11 protein-coding genes and 1 pseudogene are annotated in these 19,025 nt (G+C 43.7%); 4 read left to right on the forward strand and 8 right to left on the reverse strand.

Annotation, left to right across the window (positions count from 1 at the left end; translation table 11 throughout):
- Nucleotides 1-26 precede the first annotated feature (26 nt).
- The 7 genes and pseudogenes from ABNK31_RS08565 to ABNK31_RS08595 form a co-directional block, all read right to left on the reverse strand.
- Nucleotides 27-1,154: an ABC transporter permease gene (locus tag ABNK31_RS08565; RefSeq protein ID WP_418895237.1), complete on the reverse strand. Its 1,128-nt coding sequence runs from the start codon at nucleotides 1,152-1,154 to the stop codon at nucleotides 27-29.
- Nucleotides 1,151-2,257: an ABC transporter permease gene (locus ABNK31_RS08570; protein ID WP_418895238.1), complete on the reverse strand. Its 1,107-nt coding sequence runs from the start codon at nucleotides 2,255-2,257 to the stop codon at nucleotides 1,151-1,153. The genes ABNK31_RS08565 and ABNK31_RS08570 overlap by 4 nt, the downstream gene beginning before the upstream one ends.
- Nucleotides 2,258-2,328: 71 nt before the next feature.
- Nucleotides 2,329-3,057 (reverse strand): annotated as a pseudogene (locus tag ABNK31_RS08575) (ABC transporter ATP-binding protein); the annotation flags it as partial.
- Between the two features lie 45 nt (nucleotides 3,058-3,102).
- Nucleotides 3,103-4,038, reverse strand: a complete 936-nt coding sequence (locus ABNK31_RS08580; protein ID WP_418895239.1) for an ABC transporter ATP-binding protein — start codon at nucleotides 4,036-4,038, stop codon at nucleotides 3,103-3,105.
- Nucleotides 3,998-4,915 (reverse strand): HlyD family secretion protein, encoded by a 918-nt coding sequence (locus tag ABNK31_RS08585; RefSeq protein ID WP_418895240.1) that lies wholly within the window; start codon nucleotides 4,913-4,915, stop codon nucleotides 3,998-4,000. The genes ABNK31_RS08580 and ABNK31_RS08585 overlap by 41 nt, the downstream gene beginning before the upstream one ends.
- Nucleotides 4,916-4,952: 37 nt before the next feature.
- Nucleotides 4,953-6,260, reverse strand: a complete 1,308-nt coding sequence (locus ABNK31_RS08590) for a TolC family protein (RefSeq protein WP_418895241.1) — start codon at nucleotides 6,258-6,260, stop codon at nucleotides 4,953-4,955.
- Nucleotides 6,224-6,823: a TetR/AcrR family transcriptional regulator gene (locus ABNK31_RS08595; RefSeq protein ID WP_418895242.1), complete on the reverse strand. Its 600-nt coding sequence runs from the start codon at nucleotides 6,821-6,823 to the stop codon at nucleotides 6,224-6,226. Before ABNK31_RS08595 ends, ABNK31_RS08590 begins: the two co-directional genes overlap by 37 nt.
- A 336-nt stretch (nucleotides 6,824-7,159) precedes the next feature.
- On the opposite strand from ABNK31_RS08595, the gene ABNK31_RS08600 reads away from it, so the two are divergent.
- Nucleotides 7,160-7,957 carry a DUF4382 domain-containing protein gene (locus tag ABNK31_RS08600; protein WP_418895243.1) on the forward strand — a complete coding sequence of 266 codons (798 nt, stop codon included), beginning with the start codon at nucleotides 7,160-7,162 and terminating at the stop codon, nucleotides 7,955-7,957.
- Between the two features lie 478 nt (nucleotides 7,958-8,435).
- Here the strand turns inward: ABNK31_RS08600 and ABNK31_RS08605 are convergent, their stop codons facing one another.
- Nucleotides 8,436-12,506: a two-component regulator propeller domain-containing protein gene (locus ABNK31_RS08605; protein WP_418895244.1), complete on the reverse strand. Its 4,071-nt coding sequence runs from the start codon at nucleotides 12,504-12,506 to the stop codon at nucleotides 8,436-8,438.
- A 255-nt stretch (nucleotides 12,507-12,761) separates the two neighbouring features.
- Here ABNK31_RS08605 and ABNK31_RS08610 point away from each other — a divergent pair, with 255 nt between their 5' ends.
- The 3 genes from ABNK31_RS08610 to ABNK31_RS08620 are packed head-to-tail and all read left to right on the forward strand — an operon-like array spanning nucleotide 12,762 to nucleotide 19,016.
- Nucleotides 12,762-14,288: a hypothetical protein gene (locus tag ABNK31_RS08610; protein ID WP_418895245.1), complete on the forward strand. Its 1,527-nt coding sequence runs from the start codon at nucleotides 12,762-12,764 to the stop codon at nucleotides 14,286-14,288.
- 14 nt (nucleotides 14,289-14,302) lie between these two features.
- On the forward strand, nucleotides 14,303-17,338 hold the full coding sequence (locus tag ABNK31_RS08615) for a SusC/RagA family TonB-linked outer membrane protein (RefSeq protein WP_418895246.1): 3,036 nt from the start codon (nucleotides 14,303-14,305) through the stop codon (nucleotides 17,336-17,338).
- Between the two features lie 19 nt (nucleotides 17,339-17,357).
- The gene (locus ABNK31_RS08620; protein WP_418895247.1) at nucleotides 17,358-19,016 is read left to right on the forward strand and encodes a RagB/SusD family nutrient uptake outer membrane protein; all 1,659 of its coding nucleotides are present in this window, start codon (nucleotides 17,358-17,360) and stop codon (nucleotides 19,014-19,016) included.
- The last annotated feature ends 9 nt before the right edge of the window (nucleotides 19,017-19,025 follow it).

Genomic DNA, 19,025 nt, shown 5'->3' on the forward strand with positions numbered 1-19,025 from the left:
AAACACGTATTTTCTTGTTACCATTGTTATGTTCTCTTCTTATAACTGATGACAGCCCATAGATTCAGGATTATCCCGAAAATAAGTATAATGCCCGTGGACTGGGCGATGTCGGCAAACCGGCTTCCGTTTAGATAAAGCAAACGCAGAACCTGTACAAAGTAAGTGAGCGGATTGCAGTAAGCGATAATCTGCGCCCAATAGGGCATACTCGATACAGGGGTGAACATTCCGCTAAGCAGATAGATGATCAGAATGAAAAACATAATGAGAAAACTGGCTTGCTGGGTCGTTTCGGAATAGTTAGACACCACAATGCCCAATCCGGAAATCGATACGATATACACAAAACTTAACAGATATACCAGCAGAATATTCCCTTGCGGAACCATACCGTAAATGCTCCATGTGCATATAATGGCGATAGTCTCCACAATAATACCGATAATCCAATAGGGAATGAGTTTTGCCAGAATAAACGAGAATTTCTGTACCGGCGTCACATTGATTTGCTGTATGGTGCCTTGTTCTTTCTCCCCGACAATGTTGATGGCGGGTAAGATGCCGCAAATAAGCGTCAGCAGGATGACCATAAAAGCAGGAATCATATAATATTTATATTCCAGTCGTTCGTTAAACTTATACCGGCTCTGTATATGGATCACCGGCAGGGATGCTTGTGGAAACAAAGCGAGAGCGGCTACCTGTCCGGCACGCAGTTCGCTCGAAAAATCATTAACGACCTGCATAAGGTAGTTATTGGCGAGCATGCCGCGAGTTCCGTCTACGGCATTGGCCGATAGCATGACCGATGACGAACGGGTTTTGATGAGGTCACGGTCAAAAGCGGGTGGTATTTGCAGGATAATGTCGCAATCGGCGGTTTCAATACCCCGGTAAGCGGTAGTGTAATCGGGTAGGGTGGCATTGATGCGGAAATACTTTGAAGCATCGATTTTTTGTATCAACCGCTGCGAATAGGTGCCTTGCGACTCGTCTACCACGTTGACGCGGATATCCTTCACTTCATAGTCGATGGCCCAGGGGAAAATCCACATCGTCATGACGGGAAACAGCAATATCAGTCCCATGACCATTTTGCTCCGCAGAATCTGTTTGAATTCTTTTTCTATCAAAAACTTCAACGTCTTCATGCCAATCGTTTTTTAGTGTTCAGGATACTTAAGACTGCTAAGAATACGGTCATTCCTAATAGAATTCCGATTTCGGGCAACACCGTCATGATTCCCTGTCCTTCTATCATGATCTTGCGTACAGCCGTGATGAACCATCGGGCCGGGACGAAATAAGAGCTCCATTGCAATACCAACGGCATATTGCCTATCGGGAAGATCATCCCCGATAGGACAAGAGTCGGCATCATCAATCCGATGCCCGACACGAGTACGGCATCCAACTGCTTTTTTACCAGGGTGGAGATCAACAGTCCCAATGTAAGGGATAATAAGATGTAAAGGAGGCACACAAATAACAACAAGAGAAAATTTCCCCGAATAGGGACATTCAGCACGAAGAACGACAGCAACAAAATAGACGCGACGTTGATGGCTGACAGTACGGTGTAAGGAATGGTTTTCGCCATCAGCACCGTGACCGGTTTTAAGGGCGATGCCAACAGAACCTCCATGGTGCCCTGCTCCTGTTCGCGAACGATGGAAACCGACGTCATCATCGTACAGATAATCATTAGAATTAAACCCATGATTCCCGGCACGAACAAGTACGCCGATTCCATTTGGGGGTTGTACAGCATTCGCGTCTCGGGGTTTATGTGAAAAGGAATCGTTTGCAGTTGCATCATTTCCTGCTGATAGCCGGCCAGGATTCCCGTGACATAGTTGGTGGCAACCGTGCCGCGGTTCGGGTCGGAGGCATCGGCGATAAACTGAATCTGCGCCTCTCCCGAATGAACGATATTCCGATGAAATCCCGATTCATAAATTACCGCTAAATCAATCGCACCCTGGCGCATGAGGTTATTGACCTCTTCCTCGGAATGTACCTGTCCAACCACATCGAAGTAAGGATTTGCTTCAATCCGGCGGGTTATTTGCGTGGTCGATTGGTCGGGCGACGGATCGAAAACGGCGGTGCGGATATGCGTCACCTCCATATTCATAGCGAAACCGAACAGCAACATTTGCACGATCGGCATTCCCAATATGATGAGGAGCGTACGCTTATCGCGGAAGATATGATAAAACTCTTTTTGTACAAATGCGTTAAATTGACTCATATTAATTCATAATTGACAATTCATAGTTCATAATTCATAGTTCATAATTCTGCATTGTGCATTGTCCATTGTCAATTAATTCTTTTCGCTTTGCGCGCAAGTTTGCGGAACACCTCATCCATATTTTGTGCCTGAGATTGCTGCTTCAGATTATGAGGAGTATCCAGCGCATCGATGCGTCCATCGACCATGATCGATACCCGGTCGCAATACTCCGCTTCATCCATATAGTGAGTCGTTACGAAGACAGTGATGCCCTTATAAGCCGCATCGAGGATCATCTCCCAAAATTGCCGTCGCGCGGTCGGATCCACTCCTCCCGTAGGTTCGTCAAGAAAGACAATCTTCGGCGTATGGAAGATGGCAATCGAAAAGGCGAGCTTTTGCTTCCATCCCAACGGCAAGGAAGCCACCATCGTGTCGCGCTCCGACTCAAAATCAAGCTGTTTCAACAACCGGCGGGTGTTTTCTTTTATCTCCTTATCATTCATGCCGTAAATGCCTGCGAAGAGTCGTATGTTCTCCCACACTTTCAAATCTTCGTAAAGAGAAAACTTCTGACTCATGTACCCGATGTTGTGTTTGATTTGTTCATTCTCTTTGAAGATATCATAACCGGCTACCGTGCCCTTGCCGGAGGTCGGATTACTAATGCCGCAGAGCATTTGGATGGCGGTTGTCTTTCCTGCGCCGTTCGCTCCCAGAAAACCGAAGATCTCGCCTTCTTTTACGTCGAAAGATATATGATCGACCGCCGTAAAGCTGCCGAATTTCTTCGTTAATTCCGATACTTCTATTACGTTCATCTTATTAATTCATAATTCATAATTCTGCATTGTCCATTGCTAATTGTCTATCGTCATGTCGAGAAAAAAATCTTCCACGGTAGGCGATATGGGTTCGAGGTGTATCTGCCCGTAACCCTTCGAGGAAAGATATTGCTGAAAATCACGCTCGGAAAACCCTTCTTCTACGGCGACATGATGCGACTCGCCAAAGGCGAAGCACGACCGTACGTGGGGATAGCTCCGTATGCTTTTTAACAATCCGCGCACATTCCCTGCGTGCAGCGACCATAACGAACGCCGGTAACTCGAAATGATTCCCTGTGGGGTGTCGATTCCCAGAAAACGGCCTTTCTGGATAAGGGCAATGCGGTCGCACAGGCTCGCCTCATCCATATAGGCGGTCGACACCAATATGGTGATTCCCTGCTTTTTCAACTGCCGTAGCATGTCCCAAAATTCTTTGCGCGACACGGGGTCGACGCCCGTTGTGGGCTCATCCAATAACAAAACCTCGGGTTTGTGTATTAATGCGCAGCATAACGCCAGCTTCTGCTTCATTCCTCCCGACAGGCGGCCTGCACGGCGTGTTTTGAAAGGCTCTATCTGTTGGTAGATGTCTTTTACCAGATGATAATTTTCCTCGATGGTCGTATTGAAAACCGTCGCGAACAAGTAGAGATTTTCTTCTACGGTCAAGTCCTGATAAAGCGAAAACTTGCCCGGCATATACCCGATCATGCGGCGTATCTTTTCGTAATCTTTTACCACATCCACGCCGTTCATTAGCGCCGAACCGCTGTCGGGCAGCAAAAGGGAAGCCAATATGCGGAACAAAGAAGTCTTGCCGGCGCCGTCGGGCCCGATAATGCCGAATATCTCCGCATCGTTCACCGAGCACGAAACACCCGCCAAGGCAACGATGTGCCCGTAGGACTTATGTAAGTCGCGAACGTCAATCATGATTGCCGGACTTGTCAAAACGGACTTCCCCATACATGCCTATTTTCAAATAACCATCGTTTTCGACGGCTATCTTCACGGCATACACCATGTTGGCACGCTCGTCTTTCGTCTGAATGGTTTTGGGCGTAAACTCGGCCTTATCCGATATCCACGAAACCGTTCCGTCGTAGGTTTTCATCTGTCCGTTCCCGGCATCGACACTCACGCTCACCTTGTCGTTGAGTTTGAGTTGCGACAACTGCTCGTTCGAAATATAGGCCCGCAGAAACATGTTGTTCAGATCGGCGACCTTAAACAGTGGCGTACCGATATTGGCCAGTTCCCCGACTTCGGCGTATTTATTAAGGACGACACCCGAAATAGGCGAACGGATAATGCATTTTTGCAATTGATCGTCCAACTGCGCGACTTGGATGTCGAGGGCCGAGCTCTGTGCCGAAATATGGTCGCTGCTCTTTTGCAAGGTCGATGTTTGCGCGGAAAGTTGCTTACGCAGTACCTCCAATTGCGAATGGATGTCGTCGAGTTGTTTACTGTTGGCGGCGTTCGCCTCGATGAGTTTTTCGGTGCGCGCTTTTTCACGTTCGAGTGTGGCGATTTGCTCTTCGATAACGGCAACTTGCGTATCGATGTTAGGGCGCTGCGCCCGTACGCCTCGCACATTGGAGAGCAGGCTCATCTTCTGCAAGTAGAGTTGCGTGCTGTCGATGTATCCGAGCGATTGTCCGGCCTCTATCGATCGCCCTTCCACCAAATCGAAGGCTTCTATTTTTCCGGCTGCTTGCGACGAGACGATAATTTCGGTGGCCTCGAAAGCGCCGGTAGCGTCGAACCGGTTGTTGCCTCCGGAGCAAGACGCAAAGGCTATCAGTACGATAGCGGAAAAGAGTTTATTATTCGAGTTCATTATGAATTGCTTATTACTAATTTTGCATTGTCAATTATTAATTGTCGATCGTCCATTTCAATTGGTAGATCGCCGCCAGATGCTGTATTTCGTGCAACGCCATTGATTGCCGCGCTGCTTTCAAGGCATTGATCTCTTCGATTAAGTCCGAGACAGTCATCGTACCGTTTTCCACCTTCACCTCGGCAGCCTCCTTTATCTGCCGGCGCAAGCGGATGATTTCCTCGTCATCCTGCATCGTACGACGGTATGTCTCTATTTCGTTTTGCTGTAAAGGAATCTGAGTATTCAAATTGTAAAGAAAGGTCTCGCGTTGAGCGGCAACCGATTGTTTTTGCCAATCGATGCTTTTCTTTTCGTTTTTGTACGTGTACAAATTCCCCAAGTTCCACGATAAGGTGACTCCTCCCACAAAAAGAGGGGCGAATTTCTTTTCGAACAGGGTGAGTCCGGGCTTGCCGTAACCAGCCTGAGCAAACGCCGCAATCACGGGCATGTTCTTCGCCTGCAGGAGGCTCTGTTGCGATTGAAGAAGTAATTCCTGCGCCTCAAAGATATTCAGCTCGGGACGGCGGACACCAGGCGATAAAGGCAAATCGGGTGGGGCAGGTTTCGCTAACGGCGTATCTGCAGAGACTTCGCGGCCAATCAATACCGATAGCACTTTGCGATATGCATCGATGGCCGACTCCATTTGAATCCGCTGCTGACGCGCTTTCAATTGCTCCACTTTGATGGCGTTCAAGTCGGTGCTATTGGCAACCCCGTTGGCGATGTAGCTCTCCACTTTGTCGTAATTGCGTTGCAGCTCTTCATCCAGAATATCCTGTTGAGCCAACTGTTCCTGTAGTAACAAAATACCGAAAAACACATTATTCACGCGTTCTCCCAGGGCGTACACCTCGCTTTGCAGCTTTTGCTTTTCGAGCCCGGCGTTGGCTCTTACCTGCTCTTTTTGCGCTGCTATCCGGCCGCCGTCCCAAATCAACTGGCTCACATCTGCCGTCACCTGATACTGGTCTTTATCGGGCGACGGAATGTCGATGCCCGGGATATCAATGGGAATTTTTACCACATCCGACTGGTATGCGGCTTTGGCATTGAGCGACACTTGCGGCAGCCAGGCCGTGTTGGCATTGGCCAGCGTAAAGCTTTTCGTGTGTTCGATGACTTCCATTTGCGCAATGGCGGGATAATGTTCTTCGGCCAACTGGCGGCACTCATCGAGCGTCAAGGTATGCACTTGCGCTTGGGCAGGCAGCAGAAAAGCGAAAAGGCCCATCATGCCGGCCATAAAGTAATTCAGGTTCATACGGTTTTCTTTTTTAACGATTGAATGATCCATCCCTGCATTTTTTCTTTTCGTGAAAGCACGAACTCTTCAAATTCCTCTTCTTTAAACATTCCTGCTGAGACGAACAATGCTTTTGAAACGAAAGGGAAAATTATCAGGCTCAGGACGTTCATGATGAAATCGGCAGGCGTAATATCTATCGCCGCTTCGTCGAGTTGCTTCTGTATGACCGGCAGTGCCGATAGCCGCGCAATCTTTAAAAGAGGGGCCAACATATTTTGGTTCGTCCTCATTTCGTTCAACACAAATAAAGCCAGATCCCCGTTCTCAAGAAGCAGAGTGGTATAAGTGTTGACGAGCAATGTCATTTTTTCTTTCAACTCGATGCTCTCATCGGCCAACAGCGGATTCAGGGAACCAAATAGTTGCTCGATCTTTTGCTTGATCACCATTTTAAACAAATTTTCCTTGCTGCGGAAATAATAGTTGATAAGCGCCAAATTGGTGTCGGACTCCTGACTGATGTCGCGCAACCGGGTAGCCGCATACCCCTTCTCTGAAAATAAACGCGAGGCGGCCTGAATAATTTTTTGCTCGGTAGATAATGGTTCCATTTCTTTTTACATATTTCGCAGGCAAAGATAAATCGCTTTTCTGTTTTAAACAAGTGTTTTAATTTTATGTCCTGTTTTTTAAGATACTTTATTCCTTTACTGTTCCACACCTTTTTCCATCATAAATCGCGTAAAAACACGATCTTTATGCCCGTCAAGTCCACATGTTTTCATTCTGTTTTCTTTTTGAAGTGAATAAAAAGCAAGATATGAAAAAGGACTTGACTTTCTTCAATATACGCACTAAATTATGCGATGCATCACTCCTACATTTTTATGTATCTGTGTGATAATTCATTTTTATCATGTATATTTGCATCGTTAAGAACAAAAACGATGATGAAAAAAATCCTGCCCCTTCTTTTAGTAATAGGTATATGGAGTTGCTCGAATAACGATCCGAGCGAAAATGCGGCACGGTTGCGCATAAAACTCACCGATGCGCCGTCTCTCACGTTGAAAGGATTGCAAATTGAAATCGATTCGATCGAAGTGTCGTTGTACGATACGGGAGACGATTGGGTAGCGCTCGATTATGGCGGCGGAACATATAATATGTTACCGTTAAGCAACGGGAACACCCAACAAATCTCCGACCAGTATTTTCCGGCCGACGGCATCATTCAACGCATAAAATTACTGTTTGGCGATGGAAATAAACTGCAAACGACCGAGGGGGATAAAGAGTTGATTCTCGCCGAAGAGAATCGTGAAGTGATTATCGAGGGGGTGAATGCGGCATTGTATTCGCATGTGGTTTGCAACATTGTGATCGATATCAATGCCTTGATTTCGGTGACGGAATCCAACGGCAACTATTACCTGACTCCGGTCATGCGGGCTTTTGACGAGGCGTTCACCGGATCATTGCGCGGATATGTTTCCCCGGCCATGGCAAATGCGACTGCCTTGATCGCCAGTGAAGGAGATACGCTTATTTCACTGCCCGAACCGGACGGGAAGTTTATGTTTCTCGGTTTGAAGGAAGGTCCTTGGAAAATATTTTTGGTTTCGCCCCCTGATTCGGGCTATGTGGATACTGTTTTTGTCGACACGGTGAAAATGGGTAAGATACGCGATATTGTGCCGAAGCCCATTGTGCTGAAGAAACGAACGGAAGACGCGCAGAAATGACGGGGCGGGGACAAGCATCGTCCATTGTCGAAGATGCGGCACAAAAAGTCGCACGCGGCATGCCCTAACTTCCATCGACAGCGTATAAAGTCAGTCACGGGGCGTATAAAGTCATCCTCGCAGCGGACAAAGTCACTCCTACAGCGTGCAAATTCGCTCTCACAGCGCACAAATTCGCTCTCACAGCGTAAAAAGTTGCTCGTACCGGCACATGAAGTCATTCGCGCAGCGGATAAAGTCGTTCTTGCAGCGTAAAAAGTGAGTCTGACATGACAAGATGTCAATCTCGCACGATACGAACTCAAGCCGACAGGCCATAATGTTTATCTCGCTTAATATATTCTTTATCTGACAGGCTATTTTGTCAATCTGACGGGCTATTTTGTTAATCTGACATCCTCTTTTCACGATCTGACGGTCAATAGGGTCGCCTTTTAGGTTGTGAAGAGGGCTTGGATCAAGGCGTATCAAGTTTCCGCTACTCCGTTTTGATTCTCCTTAAATATTCCGACGGCGGCATCCCGAACTCTTCTTTAAAACATTGCCTGAAATACACCGGACTGCTGATGCCTACGCGGAAAGCGATCTCCGAAATGGTGTACCTGCCCGTTAAAAGGAGTTCTTCGGCATGCTTCATCCTTATTTTACGGATAAATTCGTTCGTCGAGATGCCGGTAAGACCTTTTATTTTTCGGTAAAGGGTAGAACTGCTCATGAATAATTTATCGGAAAGATAACCGATATCGATTTTTTCATCTTCGAGGTTGTTTTCAATTAATTGAGTAAGGCTCCGGATAAACTCGTTGTCGATTTGATTAATCGAATCTTTAAGCATATCGCTTTTACTGTTTAATTTTAAATTGAATTTAATTTGATCCGCCAACTTCTTCCGGATATCCAGCAAATTATTGATGCGGCTGCGCAACAAGGTCGCACTAAATGGTTTGGTAAGATAGGAATCGGCCCCCGACAGATAACCTTCTTCCTTATCATCAATAGAGGTTTTAGCCGTAAGCAGAATTACCGGTATATGGCTTGTGCGTATATCTTCTTTCACTATCTTGCAAAAAGTTATGCCGTCCATGCCGGGCATCATAATGTCGCTCACTATAATATCGGGAATATGGGCAAAAGCGGCCTTGCACCCCTCGTCCCCTTCGGCGGCGGTAATTACGTCGAAGCCATCGGAAAAAGAATCCGAAATATAATCGCGTATATCCGTATTATCTTCTACCACCAATAAGATAGGCCTTCCGTTAGCCGTTATATCGGGAAGCGTTTCCTGCTGCTCGATTTCCTTTGTATCGTTTCCCTCACTATGTAAAGCCGAGGGATAATAATTGTGTGTAAGCAACGAAAAGTAAAAACTGCTTCCCTTGTCGAGTTCGCTTTCTACCCGTATTTCCCCCTCGTGCAATAGAGCTAAATTCTTTACTAAAGCCAACCCTATTCCGGTACCGGAAGCCTGTTTCCCGTTTTTTATTTGATAATAACGTTCAAAGATATGTTCTTGCTCTTCTTTAGGAATACCGTAACCGGTATCGGTGACCTTTATTTCCGTATAGGGTACATCCTCCTTTTGAGTAGTATATAAAGAGAGTATTATCCGGCCCTTATCGGTATATTTGATTGCATTGGATATCAGGTTGTCCAAGATGGTATTTACCACTTCCTTGTCAAAATACAAAGGCATATTTTCATTTTCCAGATCAATGGAAATATCCACGGATGGTTTCGGGTTGAGTTCTTGATATTTCAGCCCTATTTCGGTTACCAGTTCGGAAATGTTTCCTTTGCTCACACAGAGTTTTTTGTTTTGAGTTTCTGTTTTTCGAAACTCCAGCAATTGGTTGATCAGATTAAGAAGGCGCAAGGCGTTTTGCCTTACTACGGAAATCTTTTGATGTTGCTTCGGTAAAAGGCCCGGATCCTTTTGCAAATCTTCCAAGGGGCCTAAAATCAATGTCAACGGAGTACGGAGTTCGTGGGTGATATTCGTATAAAAGCGCAAGCGTTCGCTATTGAGTTCCTGTTCGTGTTCATGATTTTTCTTTTCCAATTCGTACGAGCTCTGTATGTCTATCCTTTTCTTATAGGCATATAAAATAGCAAATACAATGGACGCGGCTATAATAAAATAAAACGCTTTAGCCCACCATGAGAGCCATATGGGAGGTTGTATATGAATGGACAGGGTATAGATGTCATTCGACGGTGTCTGGTTTTTCATCCGTGCGCTCACTTCGAATCGGTACCGGCCGGGAGGAATGTTGCGGAACGTGACGTTGTTGTCTTCAACGGTATGCCATCCGTCATCTATCCCTTTCAGCCGGTAAGCATAATCCACTTGATCGGCCAACGAGTAGTCCTGGACATTAAAGAATATGCTGAATGTATTTTGCTTATGGGTAAGTTCTATGTCTTTATTTTGATCATTAAAATAATTGATCGATTTCCTTTCGTTTTCAGCCGTCGAAGCTTCGTAAATTTTCATCTCGGTAATGATGACCGGAGGCACTTCCTGTCGGCGCAGTACCGTGAACGGTTCGAAAAAGTAGGTCCCGTTGATGGATCCGAAGTAAATGACATCTTTATTGTTATCTTTCACAACGGCGCTCGAAAAACTTCTTAAAGGAATTCGCCCGAAATGATTATAACTTTGAAACTGTGACGATTCTTCCTCGTAGCACGATATGCCGGCGTTGGTACTGAACCATATATTGCCGTCCCTGTCCTCCGTTATGGCGCGGATATAAACATTTGACAGTCCCTCTTCGCGACCATATGCGCGGTACCCGGTGGAATCCGGTTCGGTAAAACAGACCAATCCCTCTCCGGTAGCCACCCAAACACGTCCGTGCGAATCGGGGAAGAGATAATTGATTGTATTGGAACAGAAACCGGTATGTTCATTATAGGAGCGAATAAGTTCCATTTCGGGAGTATAAACCGCTAATCCTCCGCCGAAAGTGCCTACCCATATACGTCCTTGGCGGTCTTCTACGAGGCTTCGAACCAAATTTTCCGGCAACCGGGCGTTTTGTTTATTGTAGTGCCTGATCTGATGACGGCTTACGGGGTCGAAGACATAGATACCCGTATTCGTTCCCACCCATATATTTGCATGGCTGTCTTCATAAAAACAACGGATGTCCGAGTCGTTTTTTCCATCCAGCAAAACGGGAGTGATTTTCTTCGTCTTATGGTTGTAATGATTGATTCCTTTGACAAATGTTCCGATCCAAATATTGTCCTGAGAATCTTTTAATAAAGCTTGCACGGTATTTTGCGATAAATCGTTCGATTCTTTTGAATAAACTTTTATGCGTTTGCCGTTATCGAATACATTGATCCCCCCTCCGTCAGTCCCGATCCATAATCTTTTTTCCGCGTCGAAGCATAAACTGAGTGTCGTTCTGTTATTCATGCTGTAAGGGTCCTCCGGTATGGGAGAATAACTAAAAACATGGAATAGAGGCGGTGTATGCCTTATAAAATTGATGCCGCCACCGTAGGTGCCGAGCCAGATATTTTCAAAAGAATCCTGAAATACACAGCGTACCGTAGGGTTTGAGAGGCTATATCTATTATAGCCAACCGTATAATGCTCCATGCTCAATGTCCCCGGCGACATGAAAAAATATTGTTTTAAATCAATAACGAAAATTCCGTTTAATTCTGTCGACACCCATAGTTTATTGTCGTCGGTTTGACGGATATCGAAAATAGCGGAAGCAAAAGGAGTTTCCGGAGATTTATCAGGGCGGATGAAATCTCCTGTTTCAGGATGAAACAGCGCTAGCCCATTGTCGGTGCCGACCCAGATGTTATCATTGTTGTCTTTATAGAGGCAGTGTACCTCGTCACCCGGGATACTTTCCGGATCATCAGGGTTGTGGGTATAATTCCGGATCTGCTTATCTTTCAATGAAACAATGCTCATTCCATGGGCAACGTGGCCGATATACAGGTTTTCATTTCCATCGTCCATAATTGTCCACACATTATCCGAAGAAAGTTCCGGGAATGTATCCTTATTATAATGCCTGAATTCTTTTGTCTCTTTATTAAAATACTCCACTCCCCGGTGATAAGTGCTGATCCACAGGTTTCCGTCAGCCGCAGGAGCGATGGCGGTCACATCATTTGTAATAAGGCTGTTTGCTTGTTGAGGCGTATGTTTGAAAACCTCAAGGGATTCATCTTGATAATTATAAGCGTTTAATCCCGCGCGCTGGGTAGCTATCCATATAACGGGTGCTTGCGGGTCTGCATAAATGCAATTGAGTTCATTGCCGCTTATGCCGTGATTGTGTTTATAATAATGAATAAATCGAGTACCGTCGAATTTGTTCAACCCTTCTTCCGTAGCAAACCAAAGGAAGCCGTCTTTATCCTGAGTGATACTTACGACATAGTTATTCGACAAACCCTGTTCAACTCCTAATTCTTTGATAGAAGAAGGTTGTGAATAGGATCTGGTAAAAAAAACGATAGCAAAAAAAACAAAAAAGAATCTCATGTCCATTGAAAAAATAATTTTGCTCATCAAATATAATGTTAAATCGTTAATAAATAAATAACAAATCTATCATTGAATGATTTGTTGTTCATTCTTGCACGATTTATGACGGTTATTGGCAAAAATACATACTACCTTTGTTTCATGATAATATTTCGAATGCCCATATTTGGATGTCACACTTGCTTATGGCCATGTAAGCGCTGATACCTAAAAGGATTTTTCGTATTGATTTATTGATTTAAAATGTAGTATTTATTAGTCTAAAAAAAGCATGAAAGAATGAAAAAGAAAACTTCATTTAAAAAGAGGAAGGTTTTGTTTGTATTACTAGGATCTTTATTTGTATTATCCTTATCCGCATGGATTACAGGATGTAAAGATGACCATGGATATCCTGATGTTGACGGATTGAGTCCTGTCCTGACTTTAACGTCGGATGATATTCAGACTGCAGCCGGACGATCGATTACGATTGAAGGAGTTATAAGTGATAAGGATGGAATTTCGGCTATCAAGCTTGAATGTCCGGAGTTAAATCTTGACAAAACCATTGATGTGATTGAAATCTATGAAAAACCTCTTGAAACATATGAGTTGAATTACAAATTCAACATGAAAAGAGATGAAATTAGAGAATCCTTCACTATTAAGGTTACAGTGTTTGATGTGGGGAATCGTTCTGTATCACAAGATATGCATGTAACGATGGATGGTGATTTTGAAAATCCCATTTTCACGCTTTCACCTGATAAAAATGTTACAGTGCTTATCAAATCCGAAACGAAATTTAATTTGCGCTTCTCTATTTCGGATGATCGTGCTTTAGATTATTTGACGATAGAAATTCCCGGTATAGAAGGATTTGAGCCACTGAGATTAGATGCTAAAGGCGAAAACAAATTTGAATTTATGCAAAAAATCATATTGCCGAATAAAGCGCAGGAGTATAATGTGACGGTTACTGCCACAGATAAAAGTGGAAAACAATCGATCGTAAAAAGTGTGATCTCCGTCTCTGAAATGCCTGACTTCGAAAAGATGTACTTGGCCGATGTCGCTACAACGGAGGAGCTCAACAACGACGTATTTGGGGTGCCCATGCGTATCGAACGTACGAGAGCTTATCAATATAAGGCAAATTACTATTGCCAAAAAGCCGGTACGGAGATTTTCTTCCTTCCTCAAAAGAGTGACTTCTCTCCAATATGCTTTGGGCTTGATCCGGAAGACAATAGCAAATTAACGGATGATCCTGAATCTGCGAAACCCATCGTGTTGGAGCAAGCCAACATTTATTATGAAATTACTTTCGATACAAGGAAGAGTACTTATAATATTAAGACATATTCGATTGCTGAAGCCATTGACCCAATACCTCATAAATACGGATCTACAAACCTTGACACATGGGGGGATGGCGGTTCCTGGTTGCAAGAGTTCTATTTCGGTTATATGACAAGTAAACCCAGCCAAGTGCAACGCTTCACTCAAGACAATACCAACTCTCATCTCTTCTATCTCGAAGAGCCATTGCCTCTTGAAGCCGGTACGCAAATGAATTTCGTAATTCATAACTGGCATTCTGACAATTGGTGGAACTATTGTACGTGGCGTGTTGATAATTCAACTGATCCGGAAATTTTCGGTTATTATGGTAAGGAAGCGAAGTACACGAATCCTGCATGGACGAAGCCTGATCATGTAGGAGATAATTGGGCAAAACCAACAGTTAACGTAACCGGTAATTATAAACTCATATTTGATGCTCATCTTGAAAGGGCAAAACTGGTTCGGGTAACTAAATAAAAACATTGAGGAATATGAAAAAACAGATATTATTATTGTGTTTTGCACTGATCAGTTTATATACGCAGGCGCAAATCACTGTAAAGGGAGTCGTAACTTCAGCGACAGATAATGAACCTGTGATCGGAGCCACCATCATAGTGAAAGGTTCGGGAAATGGTACGATCACTGATTTGAATGGTAATTATGCGTTGAGTAATGTTTCCGCAGATGCGATACTCGTATTTTCGTCCATCGGGTTTAAATCACAGGAAATACCGGTAAGCAATCGAACGACTATAAACGTAATTCTGAAAGAAGCAAACGAGCTCCTTGACGAGTTGGTGGTAATTGGGTATGGTGCTGTAAAAAGAAGTGATTTAACCAGTTCTATTTCCACGGTAAAAGGAGAACAGATTACGGAAGTAACGGTTGGAAATGCCATGGATGCGCTTCAAGGAAAAGTAAATGGCGTACAAGTTACCAGTGGCGGTGGTCCGGGTACACAACCTAAGGTTTTGATTCGCGGGGTTACTACCGTCAATAACAGTGACCCGCTTTATGTGGTTGATGGAATGCCCGTGGGAACAAATATTAATTTTTTGAATAGTAGCGATATCGAATCGATGGAAGTATTGAAAGATGCTTCAGCTGCTGCCATCTATGGTACGCGCGGATCTAATGGAGTTATTCTTATCACGACTAAAAAAGGGGTTTCAGGAGAAGCCCGATTTAATTTTAGTTCTTCTCTCGGATTTCAAACACTTTCTAATCCGAATATGGCAAAAGCATCCGAATATGAACAAGTCTTCAAGGCTCGTTATATTAATGACGACCGTACTCCGATGTGGAAAGGGAATGATAATATTACCGACGCTGAAAGTATCGATTGGTGGAACCAAGTTGTTAATAAAACCGCTCTCATACAAAATTATGCTTTTAATGTTTCGGGCGGGTCCGATAAACTTATCTATAACTTGAGCCTTGGTTATTTCCGCAACAATTCGCAATATGATGTAGGCTATTGGGATAAAATTAATGTCCGTTTGAATACGGAATATACTTTTAATAGGTATGTGAAAATGGGATTTGATATCGCGCCGCGGGTAGAATCGTGGGATGATACGCCTAATTTGTTTTCATCCGCTATGGGCATGGATCCGACAACACCGGTTTTTAAACCGGAAGAGGAGTGGGTGGATAATGGATACAGCAACTATGAGCGTTCACGTAATAATCAAACGCATAATCCGGCAGGATCGCTTGCCCGCCAGAATGCCCATTCCCGAGAATACGGAGTTATTCTTAATCCGTATCTGCAATTGACTCCGATCGAAAATTTAACTTTACGGACACAATTCGGAGCCAATGCTCATATTCGTCGCTCGGATTCTTTTGCACCTCAGTTCTTTATTGATGCTCTTGAACAAAAAGCGCTGAACGAAATTTCCCGTGAAATGAAAGAATGGCTGGATTGGAATTGGACCAATACAGCTAATTATAGGATCACTTTTGCCGATAAGCATAATCTAAATGCGATGCTCGGTTTTACTGCGGAGCGTTTTGCTGAATATCAAATCAAGGCATCTCGCGAAAAGATTCCTAATAATTCCGAAATTCTGCGAGAAGTGAATGCAGGGACTCAAAATCAGAAAGGAGAAGGTAAAACCTCTTATAATACCCTCGTATCCTATTTGAGCCGAATCATGTATAATTATGACAACCGCTATTACCTGACAGCATCGTTAAGGGCCGATGGTTCTTCTAAATTTCCGAAAGGAAATAAATATGGAATATTCCCTTCTTTATCAGCGGCATGGCGCCTTACAAGTGAAAGTTTTATGGAAGATCAGGAGTTTTTCAGTAACTTGAAAATCCGCGGAGGTTGGGGACGAGTAGGAAATCAGAATATTGAAAATTCGGCACCCCTTACTTTACTTTCCCAGTCTGATTATGTGTTCGGATTAACTCCTGCTCGTGTTACCGGTACCTCTATTTCCAGTGTCGGTAATACGATGTTAAAATGGGAAACAGTAGAAGATTGGAATATCGGGGTCGATATGTCGCTCTTAAATGCACATATGGATGTTACGTTCGATATCTATCAGAAAAAGTCGATGGATATGCTCTATAAAAAGCAAAATATCTATGCGGTAGGTTATCCGGATTGGAATAGCCAAATATGGATGAATATTGGGAGTATGAAAGCGAGCGGTTGGGAATTGGGGCTCAACTGGAATGATAAAGTGTCAGATATCTCTTATAATGTGGGCGTCAATCTTTCTGCTGTAAAAAATAAAGCAATCAAGTTTTCAGGTGATGGGGCGGTACTTACCGGAGAATTCAATCAAGATAAAATTATCAGAAACGAAGATGGAGGTGAAATATCTCGCTTTTACGGGTATATAGCAGACGGATTGTTTCAAAACCAAAGGGAAGTAAATGCTCACACCGATGAACACGGTACAATTATCCAAGAACATGCCAAGCCGGGAGATATTCGATTCAAAGACCTTAATCACGATGGGGTATTGAATGAAAAAGATAAGACATGGATTGGAAATCCCTATCCGGATCTGATGCTTGGGTTTAATGTAGGGCTTAATTATAAGAATATCGATTTTAGGGCCAATTTTTATGGTACCTTCGGCAATGATATTTTTAATAAGAGCAAAGGACTCTATGGGGGTACGGGAGGTTCGAATGTTTATGCGGGAACGCTGTCAAAAGTGTGGACAGGAGAAGGTACCAGTAATGATATTCCCCGTTTATCGGTGAATGATATGAATCAAAATTATACGCGTGTATCCAGCTTTTATGTAGAGGATGGTTCTTACATGCGTTGTAAACTCCTCCAAATCGGTTATACCTTACCCTATAAATTCGGTGGGAATACAGAGCTTCGGCTTTCGTTTTCAGCCCAAAACTTGTTCACGATTACCGGTTATTCGGGTATGGATCCCGAACGCCCGCAAATTGGGAACGACGGAAGTGTGATTGAAACCGGAATTGATGGGATTGCTTATCCGAATCCTCGTACCTTTTTATTAGGTATAGATTTTAAATTTTAATTTCTTAGAGACTATGAATATGAAACAGATATTGAGTATAATTGCATTAATTGCCTCTGTTGTCTTCATCGGATGTAGTGATTTCCTGGAAGAAGAGGTAAGAGGACAAGAAAATCTGGATACCTATTTTCAGACGGAAGAAGAAGCTGAATCGTTTCTTACCGGTTGTTACTCCGCTTTAACTTACGGCGGTTGGTGGCAGATTAATAAAATATGGTTGTTATCGGATATGTGCAGCGATGATTCGTGGATGGGTAATACCAGTCAGGATCAAGGAGATTATATTTCTCTGGCACATTATCAAGGCACCGGACAATCGAATGAGGCTGTTGCCAACTTCTGGCAATATCGATATAAGGGTATTCTTCGTTGCAATATTGCTATTGAAAGAATCCCGGAGGCTCCGATCTTAAATCAAGCAAAAAAGAGCAGGCTCGTTGCTGAGGCAAGATTCCTGCGGGCTTATTATTATTTCGAGTTGGTTAAGAACTTTGGAGATATACCCCTGATTACCGGTTTTTTAATGCCGGATAAGATTGTGGGAATTACTCGTAGTAATGTAAGCACGATCTATGAATTTATAGAAGAAGACTTGAAAGCTGCTGCTGAAGTTTTGCCTCAACGTAGTGAGTATGATGCTGCCGATATAGGGCGGGCTACTCGTGGTGCAGCTTTAGGGTATTTGGGTAAAACCTATCTTTATCAGGAAAAGTGGAAAGAAGCTCGGGATGTGCTTAAAACGCTCATTGATGAAGACGAATATGACTTGCTGAAAAACTTTGGCGATGTATGGTCGGTAGATCATAATAACAGTGAGGAGTCGTTGTTTGAAGTACAGTATATGTACGATGGCGTATATGCTTTGGGAGGATCTTTAGCGATTATAACCGGAGCGCGTAGTGGCCCCGGTGACGGATGGTCGTGGTGCCAACCCACAAGTGATCTTGAGAATACATTTATTGCCGCTGGTGATGATGAACGTCTGAAATGGACGATTATTAAAACGGGTTGTACAGAGATAGCAGGAGAAGAAGACTTTGACGTATTTATTGAGAATAGTAAAAAGATGTCTTCCTATCAAAGCTACATAGAGAAATACGGTTGGGATGAAAATTGCTACATCGTTGATCCGAAAGATCATAAATCTGCGCGCATTAACCGGAAATTCTTTATCCCTTACAGCAAACGCCCGGAAGTGTATAATCTCGATAAAATCCCATTGAATCATAGATTGTTAAGGTATGCAGATGTCTTACTCATGTATGCTGAAGCTTGTAATGAATTGAGCGAGGATGCTACCGCAAAAACGTATCTTAACAAAGTCCGTACTCGTGTTCATTTAGCCGATATTACCGCGAGTGGAAATGAACTTAGGAAAGCAATTCGTACCGAACGCCGCTTGGAGTTGGCATTAGAGAACAATCGCTTGTACGATATTCGCCGTTGGACAGATGATAACGGAAAAAAAGTAATTTCTAATCTTTTTGGGCCGAATGGAACATTTGTCCAATATAACACAAATGAAAATACGGCTGATATTTATGAATGGGAAAATCAAGGTGAACCAAGTAGTAAAGGAAGTACCTTTAAGGAAGAGCGGGATTTGGTATTTCCTATTCCTTTATATGAAATAACGATGTCAAATGGTTCTATCACCCAGAATCCAGGGTGGAATTAAAAAATCCAT

Origin of the sequence: Limibacterium fermenti (assembly GCF_041902845.1) — a bacterium.
GTDB classification, from domain to species: domain Bacteria; phylum Bacteroidota; class Bacteroidia; order Bacteroidales; family Dysgonomonadaceae; genus Limibacterium; species Limibacterium fermenti.

Coding starts and splice junctions, on each gene's coding strand:
- ABNK31_RS08595 (WP_418895242.1), bottom strand. CDS start 6,823: ATGGAACCATTATCTACCGAGCAAAAAATTATTCAGGCCGCCTCGCGT.
- ABNK31_RS08580 (WP_418895239.1), bottom strand. CDS start 4,038: ATGGGGAAGTCCGTTTTGACAAGTCCGGCAATCATGATTGACGTTCGC.
- ABNK31_RS08615 (WP_418895246.1), top strand. CDS start 14,303: ATGAAAAAACAGATATTATTATTGTGTTTTGCACTGATCAGTTTATAT.
- ABNK31_RS08620 (WP_418895247.1), top strand. CDS start 17,358: ATGAAACAGATATTGAGTATAATTGCATTAATTGCCTCTGTTGTCTTC.
- ABNK31_RS08565 (WP_418895237.1), bottom strand. CDS start 1,154: ATGAAGACGTTGAAGTTTTTGATAGAAAAAGAATTCAAACAGATTCTG.
- ABNK31_RS08610 (WP_418895245.1), top strand. CDS start 12,762: ATGAAAAAGAAAACTTCATTTAAAAAGAGGAAGGTTTTGTTTGTATTA.
- ABNK31_RS08600 (WP_418895243.1), top strand. CDS start 7,160: ATGATGAAAAAAATCCTGCCCCTTCTTTTAGTAATAGGTATATGGAGT.
- ABNK31_RS08590 (WP_418895241.1), bottom strand. CDS start 6,260: ATGGATCATTCAATCGTTAAAAAAGAAAACCGTATGAACCTGAATTAC.
- ABNK31_RS08605 (WP_418895244.1), bottom strand. CDS start 12,506: ATGAGCAAAATTATTTTTTCAATGGACATGAGATTCTTTTTTGTTTTT.
- ABNK31_RS08585 (WP_418895240.1), bottom strand. CDS start 4,915: ATGAACTCGAATAATAAACTCTTTTCCGCTATCGTACTGATAGCCTTT.
- ABNK31_RS08570 (WP_418895238.1), bottom strand. CDS start 2,257: ATGAGTCAATTTAACGCATTTGTACAAAAAGAGTTTTATCATATCTTC.